This window comes from Streptomyces sp. IMTB 2501, assembly GCF_001953885.1.
Classification (GTDB): domain Bacteria; phylum Actinomycetota; class Actinomycetes; order Streptomycetales; family Streptomycetaceae; genus Streptomyces.
Genome location: NZ_MQUS01000011.1, coordinates 247,654 through 270,796, shown reverse-complemented (window position 1 = coordinate 270,796; position 23,143 = coordinate 247,654). Strand labels below are relative to the sequence as shown.

Genomic DNA, 23,143 nt, shown 5'->3' with positions numbered 1-23,143 from the left:
CCGGGGGGAGACGTCATTACCGGGGGAAGACATGCATGTTCAGGACACACATTGGTCATCCGCAGCCGCCATCGCGACCGGTGGCGGGGCGATGAGCCCGGCGGTGGGCAACGGACGCGCGGACGGGTCGCGTACGACACCGCTGCGGGTCGACGCACAGCGCAATCTGGAGCACGTGCTGCGTGCGGCGCGTGAGGTCTTCGGCGAGCTGGGGTACGGCGCGCCGATGGAGGACGTGGCGCGGCGCGCCCGGGTCGGGGTCGGCACGGTGTACCGGCGCTTTCCCAGCAAGGACGTGCTGGTGCGGCGGATAGCCGAGGAGGAGACGGCGCGGCTGACCGAGCAGGCGCGGGCCGCGCTCGGGCAGGAGGACGAGCCGTGGTCGGCGCTGTCGCGGTTCCTGCGGACATCGGTGGCGTCGGGGGCGGGGCGGTTGCTGCCGCCGCAGGTGCTGGTCGGTTCCACCGGTTCAGCCGGGTCCGGTGCTTCGGTGAGGTCCGCTGACGAGGCTCGGGTGCCTCAGCAGCGGGTGCAGCCGGGCGGTGGTGAGCTTCGGCTGGTGCCGGGGGAGTCCGCCGGCGCTGCCGATGACAGCGGGGCCGGGGAGTTGCTCGATGTGGTCGGGCAGCTGGTCGAGCGGGCTCGGGCGGCCGGGGAACTGCGGGCGGACGTGTCCGTGGGGGATGTGCTGCTGGTGATCGCCACGGCGGCACCCTCTCTGCCGGATGCGGCGCAGCAGGCCGCCGCGAGTGCGCGGTTGCTGGACATCTTGCTGGAGGGGCTTCGGTCTCGGCCGGCGTAGGGCCTTGGGAGCCGGTTCGGGGTGAGTGGCCCGTGTAGTCGTCGGGCCGCGGGCGCGTGGAGGCCGGTCGCTCCCCCAAGTTCTCGGCGGGGCCGCGTATCACATGCGGTCCCGCGCCCCTGAGGAGGTTGCAGTTCACTCGTCCGAGTAGTGGTCGTAAGGCTGTGCTGGCAACAGCCCTCGGATGAGTGGATGCCGTGAACGAGGGGTCCTTGAACAAAAGACAATGTGGCACCCTGAGCCGGTGAAGGGTTGGGCTGGGCCGGGGCCGGGGGCTTTCCGCGATGGGCGTTGACGGGTGGGACGAGTCACGCGGTGACGACGCGGGCGCGGATGCGGCCGCCGGGCTGCCCCCGCCCCAGGTGCCGAATCAGGGCGGTCGTGCGGCTTCGTCCGGTGAGCGGAGCAGCCGGAGCGTACCGGCCCAGCGTGACGGCAGCGTGCTGCCGCCGCCCCGGGAACGGCCACGCGACGACGGCGAGCTGATCGAACGGATGCGCGCCGGTGACGACTCCGCGTACGAGGAGCTGTATCGGCGGCACGCGGACGCCGTACGGCGCTACGCCCGCAGCTGCTGCCGGGACGGGCACACCGCCGACGACCTCACCGCCGAGGTCTTCGCCCGGATGCTGCAGGCGGTGCGCGGGGGATCCGGGCCCAAGCACGCCGTGCGCGCCTATCTGCTGACCTCCGTGCGGCGCGTCGCCGCGCACTGGACCAGGTCCTCCCGGCGTGAGCAACTCGTCGACGACTTCGCCACCTTCGCCCAGCAGGCCGCCCGGAGCTCGGAGGTCGCCGACGACGACACGTTGGACCTCGGCGCCGATGTGCGCGCGATGCACGAGGCCGAGCAGTCCATGGCCATGCGGGCCTTCCGCTCACTGCCCGAGCGCTGGCAGGCCGTGTTGTGGCACACCGAGGTGGAGGACGAGTCCCCGAGCGAAGTGGCCGTGCTGTTCGGGCTGGACGCCAACGGCACCCGGGTCCTCGCCAGCCGCGCGCGCGAGGGCCTGAAGCAGGCCTATCTCCAGGCCCACGTCAGCGCCTCCCTCTCCGGTGACGAGGAGTGCGCCCGCTACGCCGACCAGCTCGGCACCTACGCCCGCCGCAAACTGCGCATCCGCGCCGAGCGGGGCCTGCGCAAGCACCTGGAGGAATGCGTCAAGTGCCGGCTGGCGGCCGCGCAGATCGAAGAGGTCGCCGGCGGTATCCCCGGTGTCGTCCCGGTCGCGGTCATCGGCTGGTTCGGGGCCGCCGGGTACGCCAAGGCGCTCGGGATCGTCGCCGGCAGCGCCGGGGTCGGAGCCGCGGGTGCCGCCGCCGCGGCCACCGGGTCGCCCGGAAGCGCCGGCGGCGCGGGCGGGGCCGCGGCCGCGGAGGGGCTCGGGGCGCCCGTGAAGGCGGGGATCGCGGCCGGTGTGGTCGCGGTGGCCGCCGCCGCGGTGGCCCTGGCCCTGGTGAACGACAGCCGTCCGCCGGCGAAGGAGACGGCCAAGCCGGCGCCGTCCGCACCCGTCGTACAGCCCCCGGCGCCGCGGCCGACCCCGACGAAGAAGAAGCCCGCGCCGAAGCCGGTGGTGGTCCCCCCGGAGCCGGCCCCCACCCGGAAGCCGACGCCGAAACCCACCCCCAGGCCGACGCCCACACCCAGGCCGACGCCCACCCCGACCCCCACGCCGAAGCCGGCCCCGACGCCCACTCCGCCGCCGCCCACCACCGTCTACGAGGTGAGCGACCTCAGCTACGACATCACCGGCGACGGCACCCGGCCCGAGATCCAAATCGGCCAGAGCAGCTGGGTGTGGCAGCGCTACGGCATGTCGATCGGCGACAAGCAGTACGCGCGCGGGGTGACCGTGCACGGCGACTCCTCCGTGACCATCGCCCTCAATCGGCAGTGCACCTCCTACGACGCACTGGCCGGCGTGGACGACATGACGCTGGGCCTCGGCAAGGTGTCCTTCTCCGTCTACGCCGACGGCGTCCGGCTGTGGCACTCCGGGACGGTCAAGGGAAACGACCCTGCCGTGCCCGTTCATGTGGACCTGACCGGGCGCAAGACCGTACAACTGGTCGTACAGCCGCGCGCCGACCTCCTCGACCGGGCCGCGCTCGCGGACTGGGCGGAGTCCCGGTTCACCTGCCGGTAGGTAGGTAGGTAGGTAGCCAATAGACCGGCAGATCGGCGTGGCTAGCCGCGTTCGGCGGTCGTCGTCGCCTTGGCGTCCAGCTCGCGCAGCACGTCGGCCACGTCGAGGGACGCGCCCCGGGCGACCTCGGCCTCGTACCGCTCGGCCGACAGGGCCACCCGGGCGCCGGCCCGCACCCGCAGGGCCTCGCTGCGCTCCGGCTCGGGACGGAGATTGCCGTCGCGCCAGTGGTCCGCGGCGGCGAACAGCCGGACCGCACCGGCCAGATCGCCGCGCCGGGCCTGCAGACCCGCCGCGATGTCGGCCAGCCCCGCCGTGATCGACTCCGCGCACCGCTGGGCCACGGCCTCGCGCAGCGCCGTGGCGACGATCGGCAGCCCGTGCGCGGGGCCCGACTCGGCGGCGGTGAGAAGCGCCTCGACGCTGCGCAGGGCCGCCACGAACTGCGGCGGCGGGGTGCCCCCGTGCGTCACCGCGCACGTCGCCTCGTACAGCTCGCGGGCGGCCGCGTGCTCCCCGTCGTGCAGGGCGATGTGGGCGCGCAGCAGCAGCACGAAGGCCCGCGACTCCGGCACGGCGTACCGGTCGGCGGCCGCTCCCGCCTCGTCCAGGGAGGCCAGCGCGGTCCTCGGGTCGCCGGAACGGTAGGCGATCTCGGCGAGCCGGGCCATCAGGAAGGGCGATTCGGCGTAGGCACCCACCTCGTAGGCGAGGCGCAGCGCTTCCTCGTACTCACCGCGTGCCTCGCCGAACCTGCCGCGCGCCATGGCCGCCTCGCCGGCCGCGCTGCACACCTGGGCCCGCATCCAGCGGTCCCCGACGCGCCGGCTGAGTGTCCGCAGCTCGGCGAGATCCTCGTCCACGCCGCGCAGATTGCCCGGGGAGTCGACCATTGTGTGGGTGCGGTACATCAGGGAGACGCCGACTTCCCAATCCCCGCCGTACGCCCGGCAGTTGGCGACGGCTGCGGCCATGTCGGGGCCGAGGTCCCCCGCGCCGCCCAGGTAGTAGGCGGTCAGCGGCCAGACGATGCCCGGGAGCCGGGCGGCCCGGGGACCGCCGTGCTCGAAGGCGGCCCGCACGCGCGCGAGGTACTCCGGGGCCCGCGGGTCGGCCGCGAGGTGCTCGGTGGCCGACTCGGAGGTCAGGAACAGGTCGAGCATCCGCAGGTCCATCCGCAGCTCCCGCAGCGGATGCCCGGCCTCGCCGTCGGGTACGGCGAGAAGGGCGCCCACCGGGTCGGCCGACTCCACCAGCTTCATCAGACCGCCGCCCGGGGCCGGGCCCTCCGAGACACCCGGGACATCCGCGACGTCCGAGGTCGCCGGGGTCGCCGGGGTCGCCGGGGTCGCCGGGGTCGCCGGGGTCGCCGGGGTCGCCGGGGTCGCCGGAGTGTCCAGGGTGTCCAGGGCCACGCCCAGGCGCAGGACCAGCCGGACCCAGGACACCGCCTCCTGGCGGTGGTTGCGCAGCCACCAGAACCAGCCGATGGCCAGGACGATCGCACCCGCCTCCGGCTCGTCGCCGGCGCGCACGGAGCGGTCCAGCGCCGCCCGGATGTTGTCCAGTTCGGTCTCCAGACGGGAGATCCAGGGCAGTTGGTCCGCCGACCGCAGGCGCGGCTCGGCCGCCTCGACCAGCGCGCGCACCCACGCGCGGTGCCGTCGCTCGGCGGCGGGGCGCAGCCCGGTGACCTCGGCCGCGCGCTCGGTGGCGTACTCGTGGATGGTCTCCAGCATGCGGTAGCGCATGCTGCCGCCCGAGGCGTCCGGGGCGGCGACGACGAGGGACTTGTCGACCAGGGCGCCGATCAGGTCGGCGGCCGGGCCGGTGCACACGGCCTCGGCCGCCGCGAGGTCCCAGCCGCCGGCGAACACCGACACCTCGCGCAGCACCGTGCGCTCCCGCTCGTCCAGCAGGTCCCAGGACCAGTCGACGACCGCACGCAGGGTCTGCTGGCGGGGCAGGACTGTGCGGCTCCCGGAGGTGAGCAGGCGGAAGCGGTCGTCGAGCCGGTCGGCGATCTGGCGTGCGGTCAGCAGCCTGAGCCGGGCGGCGGCCAGCTCGATGGCCAGCGGCAGCCCGTCCAGCCGGCGGCAGATCTCCGCCACCGCCCCGGTGTCGGCGAGCACCACGCCGCCGTCGGGACGGACGGCCTTCGCGCGCTCGGCGAACAGTCGGTGCGCCTGCTCCGGGACGAGGGGCTCGACCGGGCGCACCGACTCACCGGGGACGCCCAGGGGTTCACGGCTGGTCGCGAGGATCGTGAGCCCCGGGCAGTGGGTGAGGAGGGTCTCGGCGAGGGCGGCGGCCGCGCCGATGACATGTTCGCAGTTGTCAAGGATCAGGAGTTGGCTGCGCGGGGCGCAGTACTCGATCAGCAGGGCGACGGGGTCGGCCTGCGGGGTCCCCAGCTCGTTCGTCAGCAGCACGGTCTCGCGCAGACCGAGCGCGCTGACCACCGCGCCGGGCACCGCCTCCGGATGGTCGAGCGGGGCCAGCTCGACCAGCCATGCCTGGGGGAGCCCTGCGGCGGCCTCCTCGGCGAGGCGGGTCTTTCCGGAGCCGCCCGGTCCGGTGAGCGTGACCAGGCGGGCCCTGTGCAAGTCGGAACGAATGGCTTCGAGTTCTGGTTCCCGCCCGACGAAGGACGTCAGACGGGGGCGGAGATTGCCGGTGCGCTCGGGGGGTTGGGCGGGGGCGGCCGGCCTCAGCGGCTCCGGCTCCGCAACTGACGGCGAACCCGACTGTGGCTGTGCGTCCGACTTGGGCTGTGGCTGTGGCTGTGGCTGTGGCTGTGGCTGTGGCTGTGGCTGTGGCTGTGGCTGTTGTGTGAGCAACGACGTGTGCAGGGCTTTGAGTTCCGGGCCCGGGTCGGTGCCGAGGGTGTCGGCGAGGGTGCGCCGGGCGGACTCGTACGCGGCGAGGGCGTCGGCGGTGCGGCCCGTGTCACGCAGAGCGCGGATGAGCAGGGCGTGCAGAGGCTCGTCCAAGGGGTGGGCCGCGGTCAGCTCCTTCAGCTCCGGTACGACGTCCGGGGCGCGGCCGAGGTCGAGGGCGGCGGCGGCCCGGGCGCGGGTCGCCTCCCGGCGCAGGGCTTCCGGGCGGGTGGCGGCGGTGCGGTCGGGGAGGTCGGCGAGCGCGGGGCCGTGCCAGAGGGTGAGGGCCTCGGTGAGGGAGCGGTGGGCGGTGGCCGGGTCGCCTGCGCTGAGAGCCTCGGTGCCGGTACGGACGAGCTCCTCGAAGACGTACAGGTCCACGTCGTCCTCGGTGGCCTCCAGACGGTAGCCGCCGGGGGTGGAGGTGATGCTGTGGCGGCCGAGGGCGCGGCGGAGGCGGCCGATCAGGGCCTGGAGGGCGGCGGGGGCGTCGTGGGGTGGGTCGTCGGCCCAGATCTCGTCGATCAGGGTTTCGGGAGTGGCGGTGCGGGAGGGGCGCAGGGCGAGGGCCGTGAGGAGGGTGCGCAGGCGCGGGCCGCCGATGGGTATGGGGGTGCCCCGGTCGTCCGCTGCTTGGGTCACTCCCAGGATTCTGTACCGCACCTGGTCATTGTCGCGGGGGGTTTCGGGGCGGGGCGACGGGGTTTCGTGATCGGTGCGGGCGCGGTGCCCCGAGTTGGAACGGGGCGAGAGCCGGGCGCAGCTCGCCGGGGGTGCCGCCAGGAAGGCGACGGCACCGCAGTTCCCTGAGGGGCGCGGCGCTGTGGCTGGTCGCGCCCCCGCGGCGAAGCCGCTGACCCGCAGGCGCGAACGGCGGGGTCAGGCCCCCCTGCGACCCGGCTCACGCGCCGGAGGCCAGCGCGTCCCTCCTCGGCTGGATCCCGGAGGGCACCGCACGCGCGCGTGCCGGGGTTCCCGTCCAGCAGGTGCCTCGGCGGGAGAGGAGGCGGTGGAGCCAGAGTTCGAGGGAGATGAGGTCGGCGAGGCCGTCCAGGGGGATGGGCTCGCCGGCGGCGCCCGCGCGCACGGCCTCGCGGATGACGCGGGCCTCCACCAGGCCGGCGTCGGCCAGAAGCGGGGTGGAGAACAGGTCGAGCAGCGGGTCGGCCGCCACGCGCAGGCCCGCGCGTGCGGCCGCCGCCGAGGAAGCGTGGGAGGGGGCTCCCCAGCCGGACGGGACGTCGGTGACGCCGGCACCCTCCAGGACCGTACGGAGGATGGCGGCGCGGGCGCCAGGCTGGACGCGCAGGGCTTCCGGGAGGGCGCGGCAGGCGCGGACGACCTGGTTGTCGAGGAACGGCGCGTGCAGGCGCTGGGAGCGGATCTCGGCGGCCTGTTCCAGGACGCGCAGATCGGCGGCGTGGCGGGCGAGGGCGGCACGCGCGCGATAGTCGCCGGGGCGTCGGCCTGCGCCCGCGGCGGAGCGGTCCGCGTCCGCCTGGAGCAGAACCGATACTTCGGCCAGGGCCTCGCCGGTCAGCCAGCGGGCGGCGGGCCCGGGTCTGGCCCAGGTCAGCGCGGCGAGGGAGGCGCCGACCGCTCCCTTGGGCTCGTCGAAGCGGCGCCGCATCAGCCGCTCTGCCAGCACTTCCAAGCCGGCCCGGTAGGGCGTGCGGGCGAGCCGGCGGGCGGCGCCGTACACGCGCGCGGTGACCATCACCGAGCCGTCGGCCTTGGCGAGCGCGGCGACCGGGCGGACCAGATGGCGCCGTTTGCGGTCCATGAGGAGGTCGGCGAGGCGGGCGGGGTGGGCGTCCAGGACCTGGCGGGCGCCGTGGCCGGTGAAGTGGTCGGCGCTGCCGGCGGCGAGCCGGGCGCGGTGCCGGGCGGCCGTGACCAGGGAAGGTCCGGGTTCGTCGGTGAGGGGGCCGTCGAGGTCGGCGTACGGCAGGGTCTCCTCGGCGCCGGTGACCACCACGTGGTGCAGGCGCGGGTTGGCGGCAAGGGCCCCGGCGCGTTCCACCTCGGCCTCGCGGCCGCCCACGGCCAGGTCGTTGAAGGTGACGGCCAGCAGCCGTTCGCCCGCGCCCGTGCCGTGGCCCAGCAGCGTGCCGGGTCTGCCGGGCAGCCCGGCGGCCAGCAGCGCGAGGGTGCCGGAGGCGGGGCCGCCGGAGAGGTCGGCGCCGATGCCGGGCACGGGCATCCCGCGCCGGGCCCGCCGCTCGGCCGGGCCCATGCCGGGCACCGGGCCGGGGTCGAGGTCGGGCACGTGGCGCGGTGCGGACAGCCGGGTGCGGACCGCCTCCACCAGGGCGTCGCGTACGGCGTCCACGGCGTGGTCGGGGTCGGCCGGGGGCGCGGCCACAGCGAGGGAGGCGACCGGCTCGTACCCGGCGATCTCGCGCGCCCCGGCGCGCAGCACGAGTGCGTGCCCCGGCGGAACGCGCCGTACGCCCTCGTACGGGGTGGTGTCGCGCAGCGCGGCCGGTACGTCCGGGGCGGCGAGCAGGGCGGCCAGGTGGCCGAAGTCGAGGTTGGCCTCGATGAGGTCGGCGAGGGGGAGCGCGGCGGTGGCGTAGGCCGTGCCGCCGGCCCAGGGGGTGTGGAACACCGGGCGGGCGCCCGCGAGATCGCCGCAGACGGTGATGCGGCGGCCGACCTGGACGACGGCCGTGTAGCTGCCCGGCCAGGTCGTCAGATGGCGCAGTGCGCCCCCGCGCGCGGTGAACAGGCCGCGCCGCAGCTCCTCGTCGGAGGCGCCACAGATGCCGAGGACGGCGATGCGGTTCTCCGCGTCGGCCCGGATCACGCGCACCTCGTCCGGGCGCCAGTCGCCGACGGCCCACAGCGGATCCGGGTCGCCCCACAGGAGTTGGGAGCCGACCGGGTGCAGGGTCTCGCCGTCATAGCCGGTGGCGCCCGCGGACCCGATTGCGGCGACGCCCGCGGCGGTGCTGCTCCAACCCACCAACCACCGCATCGACGCCTCCACAGGCTGTGGACAACAGTGCACCGTACGAACCGGATCCTCATGCTGCCATGAAAGACGCGGTGTGGAGGGGCGGCGGCACCGGCTTCGATCGAGGGAAGCCCGCGGGCAACACCGGAGGACACCAAGGGAGTCGACGGATGCGACGCATGCCGGCCGTCGGCGGTTCACGATGAGTACGACGCGAATGCGCCCCCCGTACGCTCCCCCAAGACGCCCTTCGCGCCCTCAAGTTGCGTGGTGGGAGCAGGGATTCAACCCTGACGAGCGGGATCGATTTTCAGCCAAACATACGGAGACGCCCGGGATTTGAGCACGCTCCGTACAGGCCTGCGGAGAGCGCGGTGAACGCGGACACGCGCACAGTCCGGGAGGCGGGCATCGCCTCCCGGACCGGTCCGCCACCCGCGGGGATGAAGGTGGCGGTGTCCCCCAGCCCACTGGATCCAGTACAGCGGGCCGACCCACGCAAGAGCCATGGAACCGCTCCCCCGATGGCCGGAGAAGAGCGCACGGACGGGCGCACGGCCACACGGGCGGGGGCACGCGGCGACAAGCCGTGCACGGTGCGTACAGGGCCGCGCTTCCGTACGGACCACAATCCCGCCATCCGGAACAATGCCCCTTAACGCTTGGGATGCGGCGAACTACGCTGGGTTTACGAATGCCGCGTGGTTATGCCAGCGCGGCAGCCGTCTGTGTCGAGGGGTGGCGCATGTCCAGGGAGCAACGCGGGCCGAACGAAAAGCTCGGCGCCGTTCTCGCCCTCGCGGGAATCAGCAACGCAGGACTCGCGCGACGCGTCAACGACCTTGGCGCACAACGCGGGTTGACTCTTCGCTACGACAAGACCTCCGTGGCGCGCTGGGTGTCGAAGGGGATGGTGCCGCAGGGCGCGGCGCCACACCTCATCGCAGCCGCAATCGGCCAGAAACTCGGCCGCCCGGTGCCGCTCCACGAGATCGGCCTGGCGGACGCGGATCCCGCGCCCGAAGTGGGCCTCGCCTTCCCCAGAGACGTAGGACAGGCGGTGAGGTCGGCGACGGAGCTGTACCGTCTCGACCTCGCCGGGCGCCGGGCCGGCACCGGCGGCATCTGGCAGTCGCTCGCCGGATCGTTCGCAGTGAGCGCATACGCAACGCCTGCCTCACGCTGGCTGATAACCCCCGCCGACAGCTCGGTCGCGCGGGAGGCGGGCTCCGCCGAGGGCTCCGGCGCACCGATCAAAGTCGGCCACAGCGATGTGCAGAAGCTGCGGGAGGCCGCCGAGGACGCCCGGCGCTGGGACTCCAAGTACGGCGGCGGGGACTGGCGTTCGTCGATGGTGCCGGAATGCCTGCGGGTGGAGGCGGCGCCGCTGCTGCTCGGCTCCTACTCCGACGAAGTGGGCCGCGCGCTCTTCGGGGCCTCCGCCGAACTCACCCGGCTCGCCGGGTGGATGGCCTTCGACACCGGCCAGCAGGAGGCCGCGCAGCGGTACTACATCCAGGCGCTGCGGCTCGCGCGCGCGGCGGCGGACGTGCCGCTCGGGGGCTATGTGCTCGCCTCCATGTCGCTCCAGGCGACGTATCGCGGCTTCGGCGACGAAGGGGTCGATCTGGCGCAGGCCGCGCTGGAGCGGAACCGGGGGCTGGCGACGGCCCGCACGATGAGTTTCTTCCGGCTGGTGGAAGCGCGGGCACACGCGCGTGCGGGTGATGCGCAGGCGGCGGGTGCGGCGCTGAAGGCGGCGGAGGGTTGGCTAGAGCGGTCCAGGGATGGTGACAACGACCCCTCTTGGCTTGGTTTTTATGGCTATGACCGGTTTGCTGCCGATGCAGCCGAGTGCTACCGGGATCTGAAGGCGCCCCGGCAGGTTCGGCGGTTCACCGAGCAGGCGTTGTCGAAGCCGACGGAGGAGTTCGTGCGCTCGCACGGACTGCGGCTGGTGGTGTCGGCCGTCGCCGAGCTGGAGTCCGGGAATCTCGACGCCGCGTGCGAGCAGGGGGTGCGGGCCGTGGAGGTGGCCGGGCGGATCTCCTCGGCCCGGACGACCGAGTATGTGAAGGATCTGCTGCACCGGCTGGAGCCGTACGGGGACGAGCCGCGGGTGGCGGAGCTGCGGGAGCGGGCCCGGCCGCTGTTGATGACGTCGGCCTGAGAACCCGCACCGCCTGCGTTTGAAGGCGTTGTCAGTGGCGCAGTGCACTATCGAGGTGGGAGGTGGTGCAGGTGCCGGTCGAGGCGTACGACTGTGATGTGCTCGTGGTCGGTGGGGGGATCGTCGGGCTGTCCACCGCGTATGCGATCACACGGGCCGCGCCGGGCACACGGGTCACCGTGCTGGAGAAGGAGCCGGGCCCGGCCCGGCACCAGACGGGACGCAACAGCGGGGTCGTCCACAGCGGGATCTACTACCGGCCGGGCTCGCTCAAGGCGCGGTATGCCGTGCGGGGCGCCGCCGAGATGGTGAAGTTCTGCGCCGAGTACGGCATCGCGCACGCCGTCACCGGCAAGCTGATCGTCGCCACGGAGCGGGAGGAGCTGCCGCGGCTGCACGCGCTCGTGCAGCGCGGACGGGAGAACGGCATTCCGGTGCGGGAGCTGGGCCCCGCCCAGATCGGCGAGTACGAACCGGAGGTCCGGGGGCTGGCGGCCATACATGTCGGCACGACCGGCGTGTGCGACTTCGTGGGCGTCGCACGCCAGCTGGCACAGGCCTCGGGGGCGGAGATCCGGTACGGCGCGCGGGTCGTCCGGGTCGACCGGCGGCCGGAGCGGGGGGTCGCCGTACTCACCGCCGGCGGTGACGTCGTACGCGCGCGCGTGCTGGTGAACTGCGCCGGGCTGTACTGCGACGAGCTGGCCCGGCTGACCGGGGACGAGCCCGGGGTGCGGATCGTGCCGTTCCGCGGTGAGTACTACGAGCTGGCGCGGCCCGAGCTGGTGCGGGGGCTGGTGTATCCGGTACCGGATCCGGCGTTCCCGTTCCTCGGGGTGCATCTGACCCGGGGCATCGACGGGGGTGTGCACATCGGGCCCAACGCGGTGCCGGCGCTGGCCCGCGAGGGGTACGGCTGGGGGGTCGTACGCCCCCGGGAGCTGGCCGGGACCGTGGCATGGCCGGGGTCGTGGGCGATCGCCCGGCGACACTGGAGACACGGCGCGGGGGAGCTGCACCGCTCGCTGTCGAAGGGGGCGTTTCTGCAGGCCGTGCGGAGGCTGTTGCCCGGGGTGGAGGGCGACGACCTGGTGCGGGCCCCTGCCGGGGTGCGGGCGCAGGCGGTGCTGCGGGACGGGACGCTGGTGGACGACTTTCTCATCCGAGAGGGGAGCCGGGCGGTGCACGTGCTCAACGCGCCGTCTCCGGCGGCAACGGCTTCCCTGCCGATCGGCAGGGAAGTCGGGCGCCGGGTGCTGTCCATGCTCGGCTCGGTCAGCTGAGAGGGCACCCTCGTAGGGCGCCGTAAAATCGGAAGCACTGTGTCTGACTTCCTCAACGCCCCCGAAGCCCCCTCGCCGGCCCCCCACACCCCCGGCGTCTCCGTCCGGCATACCCGGGCCAAGGGGGAGCCGCGGTTTCCGGACGGGCCCAGGGCGGATCCTGCCGGGTCGCACTTCGAGCGGCGGATCCGGAGTTTTCAGCCGCGGCGGAGCCGGGTGACCGCGGGGCAGGCCGATGCGTTGCAGCGGCTGTGGCCCCTGTGGGGGCTCGACATCGACGGGCAGCGGGTGATCGAGCTCTCCGAGCTGTTCGGCAACGACAAGCCCGTCGTGCTGGAGATCGGGTTCGGGATGGGCGAGGCCACCGCGCAGATGGCCGCCGCCGACCCGGACACCAATATCCTCGCCGTCGACGTGCACACGCCGGGGCAGGGGAATCTGCTGAATCTTGCCGACCGGGGCGGAATGGCCAATGTCCGGGTGGCGAACGGGGACGCGATCATCCTGCTCAGGGAGATGCTCACCCCCGACTCGCTGGACGGGGTTCGCGTGTACTTCCCGGATCCCTGGCCCAAGAAGCGGCATCACAAGCGGCGGCTCATCCAGCCCGAGTTCCTGACGCTCGCCGCGACCCGGCTGAAGCCCGGTGCGCTCGTGCACTGCGCGACCGACTGGGAGCCGTACGCCGAGCAGATGCTGGAAGTGCTCAGCGCACACCCCGACTTCGAGAACACGCAGGCCGACGGCGGTTTCGCGCCACGCCCCGAGTTCCGGCCGCTGACCCGTTTCGAGGGTCAGGGACTGGACAAGGGACATGTGGTGAACGATCTGCTGTTCCGTCGTGTACCGCACCCGGGCCGATAAACCGCTCAGCACCTCGTCCCGTCACCGTTAGGGTCGATGCCGTGGCCACCAGTCCTCCGTTTCCGACGTATCCCCCGGGCCCCGAGGGCCTTGTGCTTCGCCATCCGCACTGGTGGCAGCGCAGGTGGGTGCGGTACGGAGCACTGATCACGCTGCTGGCGCTGTCCGGGCTGGTCATCCTCGCGCTGGTGCGCAAGCAGACCGGTACCGAGGGGTTCCTCGTGGGGCTCGGGCTGGCCATGCTGCCCGTGCCCTGGCTCATAGCCGCCTTCCGCTGGCTGGACCGGGTGGAGCCCGGCCCCTGGCGGAATCTGGTCTTCGCCTTCGCCTGGGGCGCGTGCGCGGCCGCGCTGATAGCCATCGTCGCCAACAGCTTCGCCACCAAGTGGATAGCCACCGCCACCGCCGATCCGGCCAGCGCCAACACCCTCGGCGCCACCGTGATAGCGCCCATCGTGGAGGAGTCCGCCAAGGCCGCCGCCGTGCTGCTGGTCTTTCTCTTCCGCAGACGTGACTTCAGCGGGATCGTGGACGGGGTGGTGATAGCGGGGATCACCGCCACCGGGTTCGCGTTCACCGAGAACATCCTCTACCTCGGTACGGCCTTCGGGACCGACCAGCTCACCGGCGACCGCGGCATCGCCTCCGTCACCGCCGCCACCTTCTTCGTGCGCATCGTGATGTCCCCGTTCGCGCACCCCCTGTTCACCACCCTCACCGGTCTCGGCTTCGGTTTCGCCGCGCTCTGCGCAGAGCGGCAGCGCGCCCGACGGGTGCTGCTGCCGATCTGCGGTCTGCTGCTCGCGATGAGCATGCACGCCTTCTGGAACGGCTCCTCCACCTTCGGCGAGTTCGGGTTCTTCGCCGTCTACGGCGCGTTCATGGTGCCCGTGTTCGGGCTGCTCACCTGGCTCGCGATCTGGACGCGGCAGCGGGAGCTGCGGACCGTGCGGGAGGAGCTTCCGGCGTATGTGCTGGCCGGGTGGCTGGGGCCGGCCGAGCCGTTCGCGCTCGGGTCGATGGGGGCGCGGGGGACGGCCCGTGACTACGCCCGGCACCACCATGGCCGGGCGGCGGCGCGGGCGGTGACGCAGTACGAGACGTACGCCACGTCGCTCGCGTTTCTGCGGCGCCGGGGGCGGCAGGGGAAGGCCGGGGCCGACTTCGTCGTACGGGAGCGGGAGCTGCTGGACGAGTTGTGGAAGCGCAGGGACGTGGCGCGGCCGGCCCTGGAGTATGCGGCGCGGACGGCTGCGCCGGCCTGGCCGATGTATGCGGCACCGGTGCCTCCGGCGTCCTGGCCGGGGTACGGGTATCCGGCGGTGCCGTACCCCGCCTACAACCCGTATCGGTCGTAGCCGTTCGGGTTGCGGAGGGTCCGGCACCGCCGGAATGGCTAGGCCGACGCCTCCGTCAGGCTCGTCACTTCCTCGTCCGTCAGCTTCAGGTCCGCCGCCCCCAGCAGCGCCGGGAGCTGCTCCACCGTGCGGGCCGAGGCGATCGGGGCGGTGATGGTCGGCTGGGCGGCGAGCCAGGCGAGGGCGACCGTGGCGACGGGGACCTCGTGAGCGGCGGCGATCTCGTCCAGGGCCGTGAGGACCTGCTGACCTCGCTCGGAGTCCGCGTACTGCTGGGCCCGGCCCGCGCGAGCGCTGTCGACCGTGGTGCCGGGGCGGTACTTGCCGGTCAGGAAGCCCGCGGCGAGGGAGAAGTACGGGACCGCGGACAGGCCCTCCTTGGCGGCCAGGTCCTGCAGCGGGCCCTCGTAGGTGTCGCGGGAGACCAGGTTGTAGTGGGGCTGGAGGGCGACATAGCGAGCCAGGCCCTCACGGTCGGAGAAGTCGAGGGATGCCTTGAGGCGCTCGGGGCTGATGTTGGAGGCGGCGATCTGCCGGACCTTGCCCGCCTTCACCAGCTCGTCGAGGGCGCCGATGATCTCCTCCACCGGCACCTCGGGCTTGTCGAAGTGGGTGTAGTAGAGGTCGATGTGGTCGGTGTCCAGGCGGCGCAGCGAGGCGTCGGCGGCGGCCTTGATGTTGGCGGCGGACAGGCCCTGGTACTCGGGGTGCTGGCTGACCTTCGTGGCGATGACGACGCTGTCCCGGTTGCCGCGCGCCTTGACCCACTTGCCGATGATCGTCTCGGACTCGCCGCCCTTGTTGCCCTCGATCCAGGCACTGTAGGCGTCGGCGGTGTCGATGAAGTTGCCGCCCGCCGCCGCGTAGGCGTCGAGGACGGCGAAGGAGGTCTCCTCGTCGGCGGTCCAGCCGAAGACGTTGCCGCCGAGGGAGAGCGGGAAGACCTTGAGGTCGGAGGAGCCGAGTGTGCGCAGAGAAGTCATGTTCTGCGTCAACGCCGGTGGCAGATGATCTCATTCCGCCGCCGGCGTCGCGTTCACACGAATGCCGTGCTCAGGGGTTGAGGCCCTTGTCCCGCAGCCACGGCGCCGGGTCGACGGCGGACGCCTGGCCGTTCGGGTGGACCTCCAGGTGGAGGTGCGGGCCGGTGACGTTGCCGGTGGCGCCGATGCGGCCGATGACGTCGCCGGTGGAGACCTTCTGGCCGACCGAGACGTTGATCGAGGACTGGTGGCAGAACCACAGCTCGGTGCCGTCGTCCAGGGTCAGGATGGTGCGGTAGCCGTAGGCGCCGGCCCAGCCCGCCTCGGTGACCGTGCCGCCGTGGACGGCCTTGATGAGGGTGCCGGTGGGGGCGGCGAAGTCGAGGCCGGTGTGGTAGCCGGAGGACCACATCGCGCCGGGCTGGCCGAAGGTGCCCGTGATCGTGTACGACACGACGGGCAGGGTGTACTCCTTGGCCAGCTCGGCCAGCCGCTTGGCCTCGGCGGCCTTCTTGGCGTCGGCGTCCGCCTGTGCCTTGGCGTCGGCGGCCTTGGCGGCGGCCTCCTTCTCCGCCTTGGCCGCGGCGTCGGCGGTCTGCTTCTCGGCGGCGGCGAGCGCGGCGGCGGTGGCCTTGCTGTCGGCCTTGCTCTGCTGCTGCTCGGCCTGGGCCATGATCCGGTTGCGCAGCGCCTCGCCGGCGTCACCGCTGTCGGCGCTCTCGGAGGTCATGCCGACCTTGCTGAGCCCGGTGGCGGTGGCCTGGTGCTGGTGGGAGGAGTCGTCGCCGAAGAAGTGGGTGACGGAGTCCGGCAGGGATATGGAGACCGGCGGCTTGCCGGTGTTGGCGCTGGCCATGCCGCCCGCGCCGACGGCGGCCATCACGCCGACGCCGAGGACGGTGGAGCTGCGCGCGAATCCGCCGCGCTGCTTGGCGACGCGGTGCCGGCCGCGGGCGGGGGTGAGGGACTCCTCGGTGGGGTTCCACTCCTCCCAGGGGCCCTCCTCCGCGCGGTAGGAGCCGTAGCCGAAGATCTCCGGCTCGGGTTGCGCGGGCGCGAACGGGGCTTCTGGGGCAGGCGGGTTGGACGCCACTCGGGCGTGCTCCTTTCCTTCCTCCGCCTACCGGGTTAGCTGACGGGTTCGGAGCAGGAAGGTCTCCTACGCGCGTATACCAGGCGTGGACTCGACGAGTTCACGTCAGTATCCGCGTGATTCACCCCAAGGTGGTGGTTCCCCGGTTCCCTTGCGGGATTCGGCGCGTGCGCACGGAGCCGCCTCTTGTGACGGCTGGGACGACCGCGCTGCGTTATCGAACGTTAATAGACCCCAGAGTCACTTTCCAAGCCGTTCGGCTTGATCATTAACGTTTTCCGATGGGGACTTACCAGCCAGGAACGCTGCAAATCGGGCGAGTTGGCCACCGTTCAGGAGCGTCGGAGTTTTTGATGGTGTCTCAGATGTTATGCGGAGGGCGGTCGTCCGGTTACCGTACGTAAAGGTGATCACGGACGTCGTACGGCGAGCAGGGCCATGTCGTCCGTCATCCCGCCGCCGGAGTGCCTGCGCACCTCGTCGGCGAGCCGGTCGAGCAGGACGACCGGGGCGGGGAAGGTGCGTCCGGCGAGCCGTCGTTCGGGGTCGTAGAACCGGCCGTGCGTGTCACGGGCCTCGGACAGGCCGTCGGTGTGGAGCAGCAGGGTGGCACCGCTCGGGAAAGCCTCCTGCTGCGCGCGGTCGGGCCACATCCCGAGGTCGCCCATGCCGAGCGGCAGCGCGGGGTCGGGGGCGGCGAGCGTGCGCAGGGTGCCGTCGGCGTACAGCAGCAGCGGCGACGGATGACCGCGGTTGACGATCCGTACGACGCCGTCGCCGTGCGGGAGTTCGACGAGGACCGCGGTGGTGAAGCCCTCGAAGGCGTCGACGCCGTCCCGCCGGGTGCCCTCGCGGGCCAGCGCCCGCTCCAGCCGCTGCGCGACCGCCTCCAGTGTGGCCTCCTGCTCGGCCGCCTCCCGGAACGCCCCGATCACCACGGCGACGGCGGCGACCGCGCCCAGCCCCTTGCCGCGCACATCGCCCACGACCAGCCGGACCCCGCGCGGGCTGTCCTGCACGGCGTACAGGTCGCCGCCGATGAAGGCGTCCTGCCGGGCCGCCTCGTAGCGGGCGGCGATCTCGAAGCCGCCGATCCGCTCGGCGGGCTCGGGCAGCAGGGCCCGCTGGGCGGCCTCGGCGATCTCCCGGGCGGAGGCGAGCCGCCGGTCGCCGATGCGGACCACGCGGTTGATGGCGACGGCCAGCAGGGCGACGGTGGCCACGGTGACGACGTCCGTGACGGTGGCCACGGCCGGGTGTTCGCCGCCCCGGGTGTGCACCGCGTACATCGCGGCCACGGCCGCCAGGCCGGTCAGCACGGTGGTGCGCAGCGAGGACAGGGGCGCGGCGATCAGCGGGGCGGCGGTGAAGAAGGGGACGGCGGTGAACTCCCTCGGGGTGAGCAGGCCGTACAGGACACCGCCGGCGATCAGCAGGGCGGGCAGCGCGCGGGCCAGGGCGCGGGGGGTGAAGCGGCGCGGGAGCGGCGGTGCCGTCTCGTCACCGAGACCCGGGTCGGGCACCGGGTCACCCGGAAGCCGGCCACCCGCCCTGGCGTACGGGCTCTCCTCCACCTCACCAGAGCGCACCGCTTGTCTCCCACATGTCCGACGTACGTACAGCCTGGCCGGACCGGGCCCGCCGGGCGAGCTCCATGACCCGAGCGGATGACGCCGGTCCACACCTCCCGGTCAACCGGTGTGCGAGCAGCCCTGCGCATGACGTATGCTGGTGACACAACGACGCGGGGTGGAGCAGCTCGGTAGCTCGCTGGGCTCATAACCCAGAGGTCGCAGGTTCAAATCCTGTCCCCGCTACTGAAGACTCAGGGCCCGGAAGCCATTGGTTTCCGGGCCCTGAGTGTTTTCACCGGCGCCGAGTGTTTTCACCGGCCCTGAAAGCCTTCCGGGCGGATCAGCCCACCAGATGCCTGTTCGGCGCCTTGGCCTGGTCCTCGTACTCCGGCAGTACGACCACCTCGACGCCCCCCTTCACCAGAATCCCCGTACCGTCGGCCCCCGCCACGAACGTGTCCGGCTCCTGCCAGGCAGTGACCACCCGCCGCACCCCCGCCCGAAGGATCAGCTCGGAGCACGGCGCGGGGCGGGAGGCGCGTCGGGCGCACGGCTCCAGGCTGCTGTAGACGGTGGCGGCAGGCAGCCGGGGGTCGGCCGGGTCGATCTTCGCGAGCGCGGCCTCCTCCGCGTGGACCACGGGGTCGTCCCCCTCGCGCGAGTGGCCGCGGGCCAGCTCCGTACCGTCGGCGGCGACCACCACCGCCCCCACGCTGAACGCCGTGGGCGAGGGCGGGCACAGCGCGGCGAGTTCGCAGGCGGTGCGCAGCCAGTGGCGGTCGGCGGCGGCGGGGAGCGGGCCGGTACCGGGGGCCGTGGGCTCGTAGCGCATGAGGACCACGTCCTCGATCCGCCGGGTCTCGGTCAGCCGCAGCCGGCCGGCCTGGTAACCCCCGGGGCCGAACAGACGGGGTGCGGCCGGGTCGCCGACGAACAGCGGGGCGAGGACCAGCTGCAGCTCGTCGGCGAGGCCCTGCCGCAGCAGCTGGGTGTGGACCGTGCCGCCGCCCTCGACCATCAGCCGCCGTACGCCGCGCACGTCGTGCAGGTGGGACAGCAGGGCGCGCCAGTCGAGGTCGGGGCCGAGCGGGACGACCTCGGCGGCACCGCCGAGGCGGCGGCCGGCCTGCTCGGCGCCCTTGTCGGTCGTGTAGACGAGCTTGTCGCCGCCGGTGTGCCAGAACTTCGCGCCGGGGTCGAGGTCGCCGGCGGCGGTGACGGTCACCTTCAGCGGGTACTCCGGCCGGCCCTCCCGGACGCGGGCCGCGCGGCGCTCGGCGGAGTTGACCAGCAGCCGCGGGTTGTCGGCACGGATCGTGCCGGCGCCGATCAGGATGGCGTCGACGGAGGCCCGTACCGCGTCGACCCGGTCGAAGTCGGCCGGGCTGGACAGCAGAAGCCGTTCGGGACCGGTGTCGTCCAGGTAGCCGTCGAGGGAGACGGCGGCGGACAGCAGCACGTACGGATACGACATCGGCGCGGTCTCCCTGCGAAGTCACTCTTGGTTCAAGTTTGAAACAAACCTACACTGTCGGCATGACGACCCGCTGGCTCAGCCCCGAGGAGCAGCGCGCGTGGCGCGCGTACATGGCCGCGACCCACCTCCTGGAGGACGCGATGGACCGGCAGCTCCAACAGGACGCCGGCATGCCCCACCTGTTCTACTCGGTGCTCGCCAACCTCTCCGAGGCGCCCGACCGGCGGCTGCGCATGACCGATCTCGCCGAGACGCTGAAGATCACGCGCAGTCGGCTGACCTATGCGGTGACCCGCCTGGAGCGGGACGGGCTGGTGCGCCGGGAGAACTGCCGCTGGGACAAGCGCAGCAGTATCGCCGTGCTGACGGACGAGGGGACGGCCGTGCTGGAGCGTACGGCACCCGGGCACGTCGCGGTCGTGCGCGCCACCCTGTTCGACCGGCTCACGCCGGAGCAGGTGGGACAGTTGGAGGAGATCTTCACGGGGGTCGCACGCGGGCTGCAGGGTGACGGCGCCGGCGAGGCCGGGGCGGACGACGTTCCCTGGCGGCGCCGGTCGTCCTGTTCCGGCTCCTGAGCCACACCCGACCGCCCCCCGAGTCACATCCGGCATCCGGAAGTCACACTCGACACTCGGAAAACAATTGCTTTAAGTTTGAAGCATGAGGTAGGGTCCCCTTCGAAACCGCTGTTTCAAATCTGAAGCAGCAGCCGCTTCCGGAGGGACCCGCATGCCCGACACCCCCGCCGCCACGACGCGCGCCCGCGTCCGGGTACCGCTGCGTTTCCACGACGGCTACAGCGTCGACGCCGAACTCGTCACCTTCCACGGCCTGGCCGACGGCCAGGAGCACGTCGCCGTCGTCCTCGGCGACCCGGCCCCGGGCTCCGTCCCGCTGGTGCGCCTGCACTCCGAGTGCCTGACCGGCGACGTCTTCGGCTCGGCCCGCTGCGACTGCGGTCCCCAGCTGCGCGAGGCGGTCGAGCGCATCGCCGACCGCGGCGGCGTCCTGCTCTACCTCCGCCAGGAGGGCCGCGGCATCGGCCTCTACAACAAGCTCGACGCCTACGCCCTGCAGGACCAGGGCCTCGACACCTACGAGGCGAACGCCGCGCTCGGCCTGCCGGAGGACGCCCGCGACTACACGGCCGCCGGGCAGATGCTCACCGCCCTCGGCATCGGGGAGCTGGACCTGCTGTCCAACAACCCCGACAAGGCGGAGCAGTTGCGTACGCTGGGCGTCGTCGTACGGGACCGGGTGCCGACCGGTGTCTTCACCACGGCTCACAACGTCCGCTACCTGCGTGCGAAGGTCCTGCAGACCCGGCACACCCTGCCGCTGGCGGAACTCACGGAGCGCAGCGCGGGCTGAGCCGGCCCGCATCCGCCCCGGCTACGAGGGGGCTCTCAGTCGTGGGTGCCCGACGGGAGGCGGAGGGCCGGCAGGGCCGCCAAGGCCAGCAGGATCGCCGCGATGGCGTACGCGGTTCGGAAGCCGGGTGGGGTCGTGCCCGTCTGGCCCAGTGCCACCGACAGGGCGGCCGTTCCGACGGACGCGCCCAGTTGGGAGTTGATGCTCAGCGCGGTGCTCGCCGCGGCCAGCCGTTCCGCGGGCAGTTCCCGGCTCGCGGTGGTCATCGTCGGCATCAGCACCACGCCGACGCCGACGCCCAGCACCATCGCCGAGGCGACCATCCGCCAGGGCGCGACCCCGGGCACCCCGGACTGCCAGGCCAGCAGTGCCATCCCGAGGGCGGCCGCCGCGATCCCGGCCGGGATCAGCCGGCGCGGTGCCACCCGGTCGATCCGTCGCGCCGCGATCTGCATCGTCGTGCCGACGACCAGACCCGTCGGCGCGCCCAGCAGGCCGGCCGTCGTGGCGCTCAGGCCGCGCTCCTGCTGCCAGTACAGCGGGCCGAGCAGCATCGCGCCGAAGTAGCCGCACGTGAACAGCGCGAGCGTGCCGATGGCGCCGGCGAACGTCCGGTCGCGCAGCAGCCGCAGGTCCAGCAGGGGGGCGGACGCGGTGAGCGCCCGGCGTACGAAGCCCGCGGCGAGTGCCGTGCCGGCGAGCGTCGGCACCAGGGCGCCGGGTGCGCCGAAGTCACCGCGCTCACCGCCCCGGGCCAGGCCGTACAGGAGCAGGGCAAGGCCGGGCGAGAGCATCAGCAGGCCGGGGAGGTCCAGCCGGGCGGCGGTACGCGCCGTGCCGGTCCCGTTCGTCGGCGCGTCCGGCGGCAGGAGCCGTAGTCCGAGCGCCAGGGCCAGGGCGCCGACGGGCACGTTGACCAGGAAGATCCAGTGCCAGGAGGCGGCGTCGACCAGCCAGCCGCCGAGCACCGGCCCGGCGACCGGCCCGACCAGGATGGGCAGCCCGCCCACGGCCATGGCGCGGCCGAGCCGACCGCGGTCGGCGGCGCCCATCACCATCGTCATGCCGACCGGCTGCAGCAGCCCGCCGCCGAGCCCCTGCACCGCCCGGAAGGCGATGAGGCTGCCCGCGTCCCAGGCGCACGCGGCGAGCAGCGAGCCGAGGGTGAAGAGTGCGAGCGCGGTCAGATAGGTGCGCTTGGCGCCGAGCCGGGCCATGGCCCACGCGGCGGTCGGGATGACGGCGGCCAGCGCGAGCGTGTACGCGGTGGCGGTCCACTGGATGGTCTCCAGCGAGGCGCCGAAGGACTGCGAGAGCCGGCGCATCGCGACGTTGACGATCGTCATGTCGAGCACCGCCATCATCGAGCCGATGACGGTGACGGCCAGGGTGCGGTTCAGGACCGTGGCCGGGTTCCCCGGGTTCGGTACCGGTCGGGCCGGTGCCGCGGCCGACGCGGTCGTACGCATCTCCCCCACCTCTCCTCCCCCGCCCTCAGCCCGCGTACGGGCGCTCGGCCCGCGCGGCTCGCAACGCGCGCCCCCACCAGGCGAGTTGGCCGAGCATCCCCTTCACGGCGCCGGCGCACACCGTCTCGTCCCGGGGCGTGCCGTCCTCCCCGAGGCCGGACCAGGGGCCGTGCAGGCTGACCGAGTCGCGCACGGTCGTCGCGTGCAGCTCGGCGAAGACCAGCCGGAGTTGCTCGACCGCGCGCAGCCCGCCGCCGAGGCCGCCGTACGACACGAAGCCGACCGGCTTGGCCTGCCACTGGGTGTAGTGCCAGTCGATGAGGTTCTTCAGGGATGCCGGGAAGCTGTGGTTGTACTCCGGAGTGACGACGACGAACGCGTCGGCGGCGGCAAGCCGCGGCGAGACGTCCCGCAGCGCGGCGACGGCCGCGGGGCTCGGCGTGTCGCCCCAGCCGGGCAGCACCAGCGGGAGGTCGACCTCGGCGAGGTCGATGACGTCGAGGTCGAGGGCGTCGTCGGTGGCGGCGCCGAGGAACCAGTCGGCGACGGCCCGGCCCTGCCGGCCCTCCCGGACGCTGCCGACGATGACGGCGACGCGCAGCGGCGCGTCCTGGGCCGACAGAGCTTCCTTGCTGGTGACAGACACAGGTGTCCCCCTTCTCCTGGCGGGTCGGCCGCCCTGTGCGGCCTCCCGCACAGAAAGTACAA

16 protein-coding genes, 1 tRNA gene and 1 riboswitch are annotated in these 23,143 nt (G+C 73.1%); of the genes, 9 read left to right on the top strand and 8 right to left on the bottom strand.

The annotated features are described in order from the left end of the window. Window positions 1–31 precede the first annotated feature (31 nt). Entirely contained in the window at window positions 32–802 is a 771-nt protein-coding gene (locus AV521_RS21195) for a TetR/AcrR family transcriptional regulator (protein WP_076090025.1), read from the top strand. A 284-nt stretch (window positions 803–1,086) separates the two neighbouring features. Further along, window positions 1,087–2,952, top strand: coding sequence for a sigma-70 family RNA polymerase sigma factor (locus AV521_RS21190; protein ID WP_079249348.1), 1,866 nt, complete (start codon window positions 1,087–1,089; stop codon window positions 2,950–2,952). Between the two features lie 41 nt (window positions 2,953–2,993). Here the strand turns inward: AV521_RS21190 and AV521_RS21185 are convergent, their stop codons facing one another. Further along, window positions 2,994–6,494: a BTAD domain-containing putative transcriptional regulator gene (locus AV521_RS21185; protein WP_179023258.1), complete on the bottom strand. Its 3,501-nt coding sequence runs from the start codon at window positions 6,492–6,494 to the stop codon at window positions 2,994–2,996. 238 nt (window positions 6,495–6,732) lie between these two features. Then, entirely contained in the window at window positions 6,733–8,811 is a 2,079-nt protein-coding gene (locus tag AV521_RS21180) for an asparagine synthase-related protein (protein ID WP_076090051.1), read from the bottom strand. A 724-nt stretch (window positions 8,812–9,535) separates the two neighbouring features. Between AV521_RS21180 and AV521_RS21175 the strand changes: the two genes are divergently transcribed. The 4 genes from AV521_RS21175 (at window position 9,536) to AV521_RS21160 (ending at window position 14,465) form a co-directional block, all read left to right on the top strand. Then, window positions 9,536–10,960, top strand: coding sequence for an MFS transporter (locus tag AV521_RS21175; protein ID WP_076090023.1), 1,425 nt, complete (start codon window positions 9,536–9,538; stop codon window positions 10,958–10,960). Between the two features lie 62 nt (window positions 10,961–11,022). After that, window positions 11,023–12,243, top strand: a complete 1,221-nt coding sequence (lhgO, locus tag AV521_RS21170; protein ID WP_076090022.1) for an L-2-hydroxyglutarate oxidase — start codon at window positions 11,023–11,025, stop codon at window positions 12,241–12,243. Window positions 12,244–12,282: 39 nt separating this feature from the next. Continuing rightward, entirely contained in the window at window positions 12,283–13,107 is an 825-nt protein-coding gene (trmB, locus tag AV521_RS21165; RefSeq protein WP_076090021.1) for a tRNA (guanosine(46)-N7)-methyltransferase TrmB, read from the top strand. A gap of 41 nt (window positions 13,108–13,148) precedes the next feature. Continuing rightward, window positions 13,149–14,465, top strand: coding sequence for a PrsW family intramembrane metalloprotease (locus AV521_RS21160; RefSeq protein WP_179023256.1), 1,317 nt, complete (start codon window positions 13,149–13,151; stop codon window positions 14,463–14,465). 38 nt (window positions 14,466–14,503) lie between these two features. Here the strand turns inward: AV521_RS21160 and AV521_RS21155 are convergent, their stop codons facing one another. The 3 genes from AV521_RS21155 to AV521_RS21145 all read right to left on the bottom strand — a co-directional run bounded on the left by AV521_RS21155 (window position 14,504) and on the right by AV521_RS21145 (window position 18,130). Beyond that, a complete protein-coding gene (locus AV521_RS21155) occupies window positions 14,504–15,448 on the bottom strand; it encodes an aldo/keto reductase (RefSeq protein ID WP_076090019.1) in 945 nt (314 codons plus the stop codon). Window positions 15,449–15,518: 70 nt separating this feature from the next. Then, the gene (locus AV521_RS21150; RefSeq protein ID WP_076090018.1) at window positions 15,519–16,541 is read right to left on the bottom strand and encodes a M23 family metallopeptidase; all 1,023 of its coding nucleotides are present in this window, start codon (window positions 16,539–16,541) and stop codon (window positions 15,519–15,521) included. A 7-nt stretch (window positions 16,542–16,548) separates the two neighbouring features. Then, window positions 16,549–16,717: riboswitch (cyclic di-AMP (ydaO/yuaA leader) on the bottom strand. Window positions 16,718–16,951: 234 nt separating this feature from the next. Then, window positions 16,952–18,130 carry a PP2C family protein-serine/threonine phosphatase gene (locus AV521_RS21145; protein WP_076090017.1) on the bottom strand — a complete coding sequence of 393 codons (1,179 nt, stop codon included), beginning with the start codon at window positions 18,128–18,130 and terminating at the stop codon, window positions 16,952–16,954. 154 nt (window positions 18,131–18,284) lie between these two features. Here AV521_RS21145 and AV521_RS21140 point away from each other — a divergent pair. Next, window positions 18,285–18,358, top strand: a tRNA-Met gene (locus tag AV521_RS21140). A gap of 97 nt (window positions 18,359–18,455) precedes the next feature. On the opposite strand, the gene AV521_RS21135 is transcribed toward AV521_RS21140, so the two are convergent. Continuing rightward, window positions 18,456–19,589, bottom strand: a complete 1,134-nt coding sequence (locus AV521_RS21135; RefSeq protein ID WP_076090016.1) for a dihydrofolate reductase family protein — start codon at window positions 19,587–19,589, stop codon at window positions 18,456–18,458. Window positions 19,590–19,651: 62 nt separating this feature from the next. Between AV521_RS21135 and AV521_RS21130 the strand changes: the two genes are divergently transcribed. After that, on the top strand, window positions 19,652–20,170 hold the full coding sequence (locus tag AV521_RS21130) for a MarR family winged helix-turn-helix transcriptional regulator (protein ID WP_076090015.1): 519 nt from the start codon (window positions 19,652–19,654) through the stop codon (window positions 20,168–20,170). A 154-nt stretch (window positions 20,171–20,324) separates the two neighbouring features. Beyond that, entirely contained in the window at window positions 20,325–20,966 is a 642-nt protein-coding gene (gene ribA, locus AV521_RS21125; protein ID WP_076090014.1) for a GTP cyclohydrolase II, read from the top strand. A gap of 35 nt (window positions 20,967–21,001) precedes the next feature. Here the strand turns inward: ribA and AV521_RS21120 are convergent, their stop codons facing one another. Both AV521_RS21120 and AV521_RS21115 read right to left on the bottom strand, forming a co-directional pair. Further along, complete coding sequence (locus AV521_RS21120; protein ID WP_076090013.1) at window positions 21,002–22,435, bottom strand: DHA2 family efflux MFS transporter permease subunit; 1,434 nt, start codon at window positions 22,433–22,435, stop codon at window positions 21,002–21,004. Between the two features lie 25 nt (window positions 22,436–22,460). Then, complete coding sequence (locus AV521_RS21115; RefSeq protein ID WP_371917052.1) at window positions 22,461–23,081, bottom strand: NADPH-dependent FMN reductase; 621 nt, start codon at window positions 23,079–23,081, stop codon at window positions 22,461–22,463. Between the last annotated feature and the right edge of the window lie 62 nt (window positions 23,082–23,143).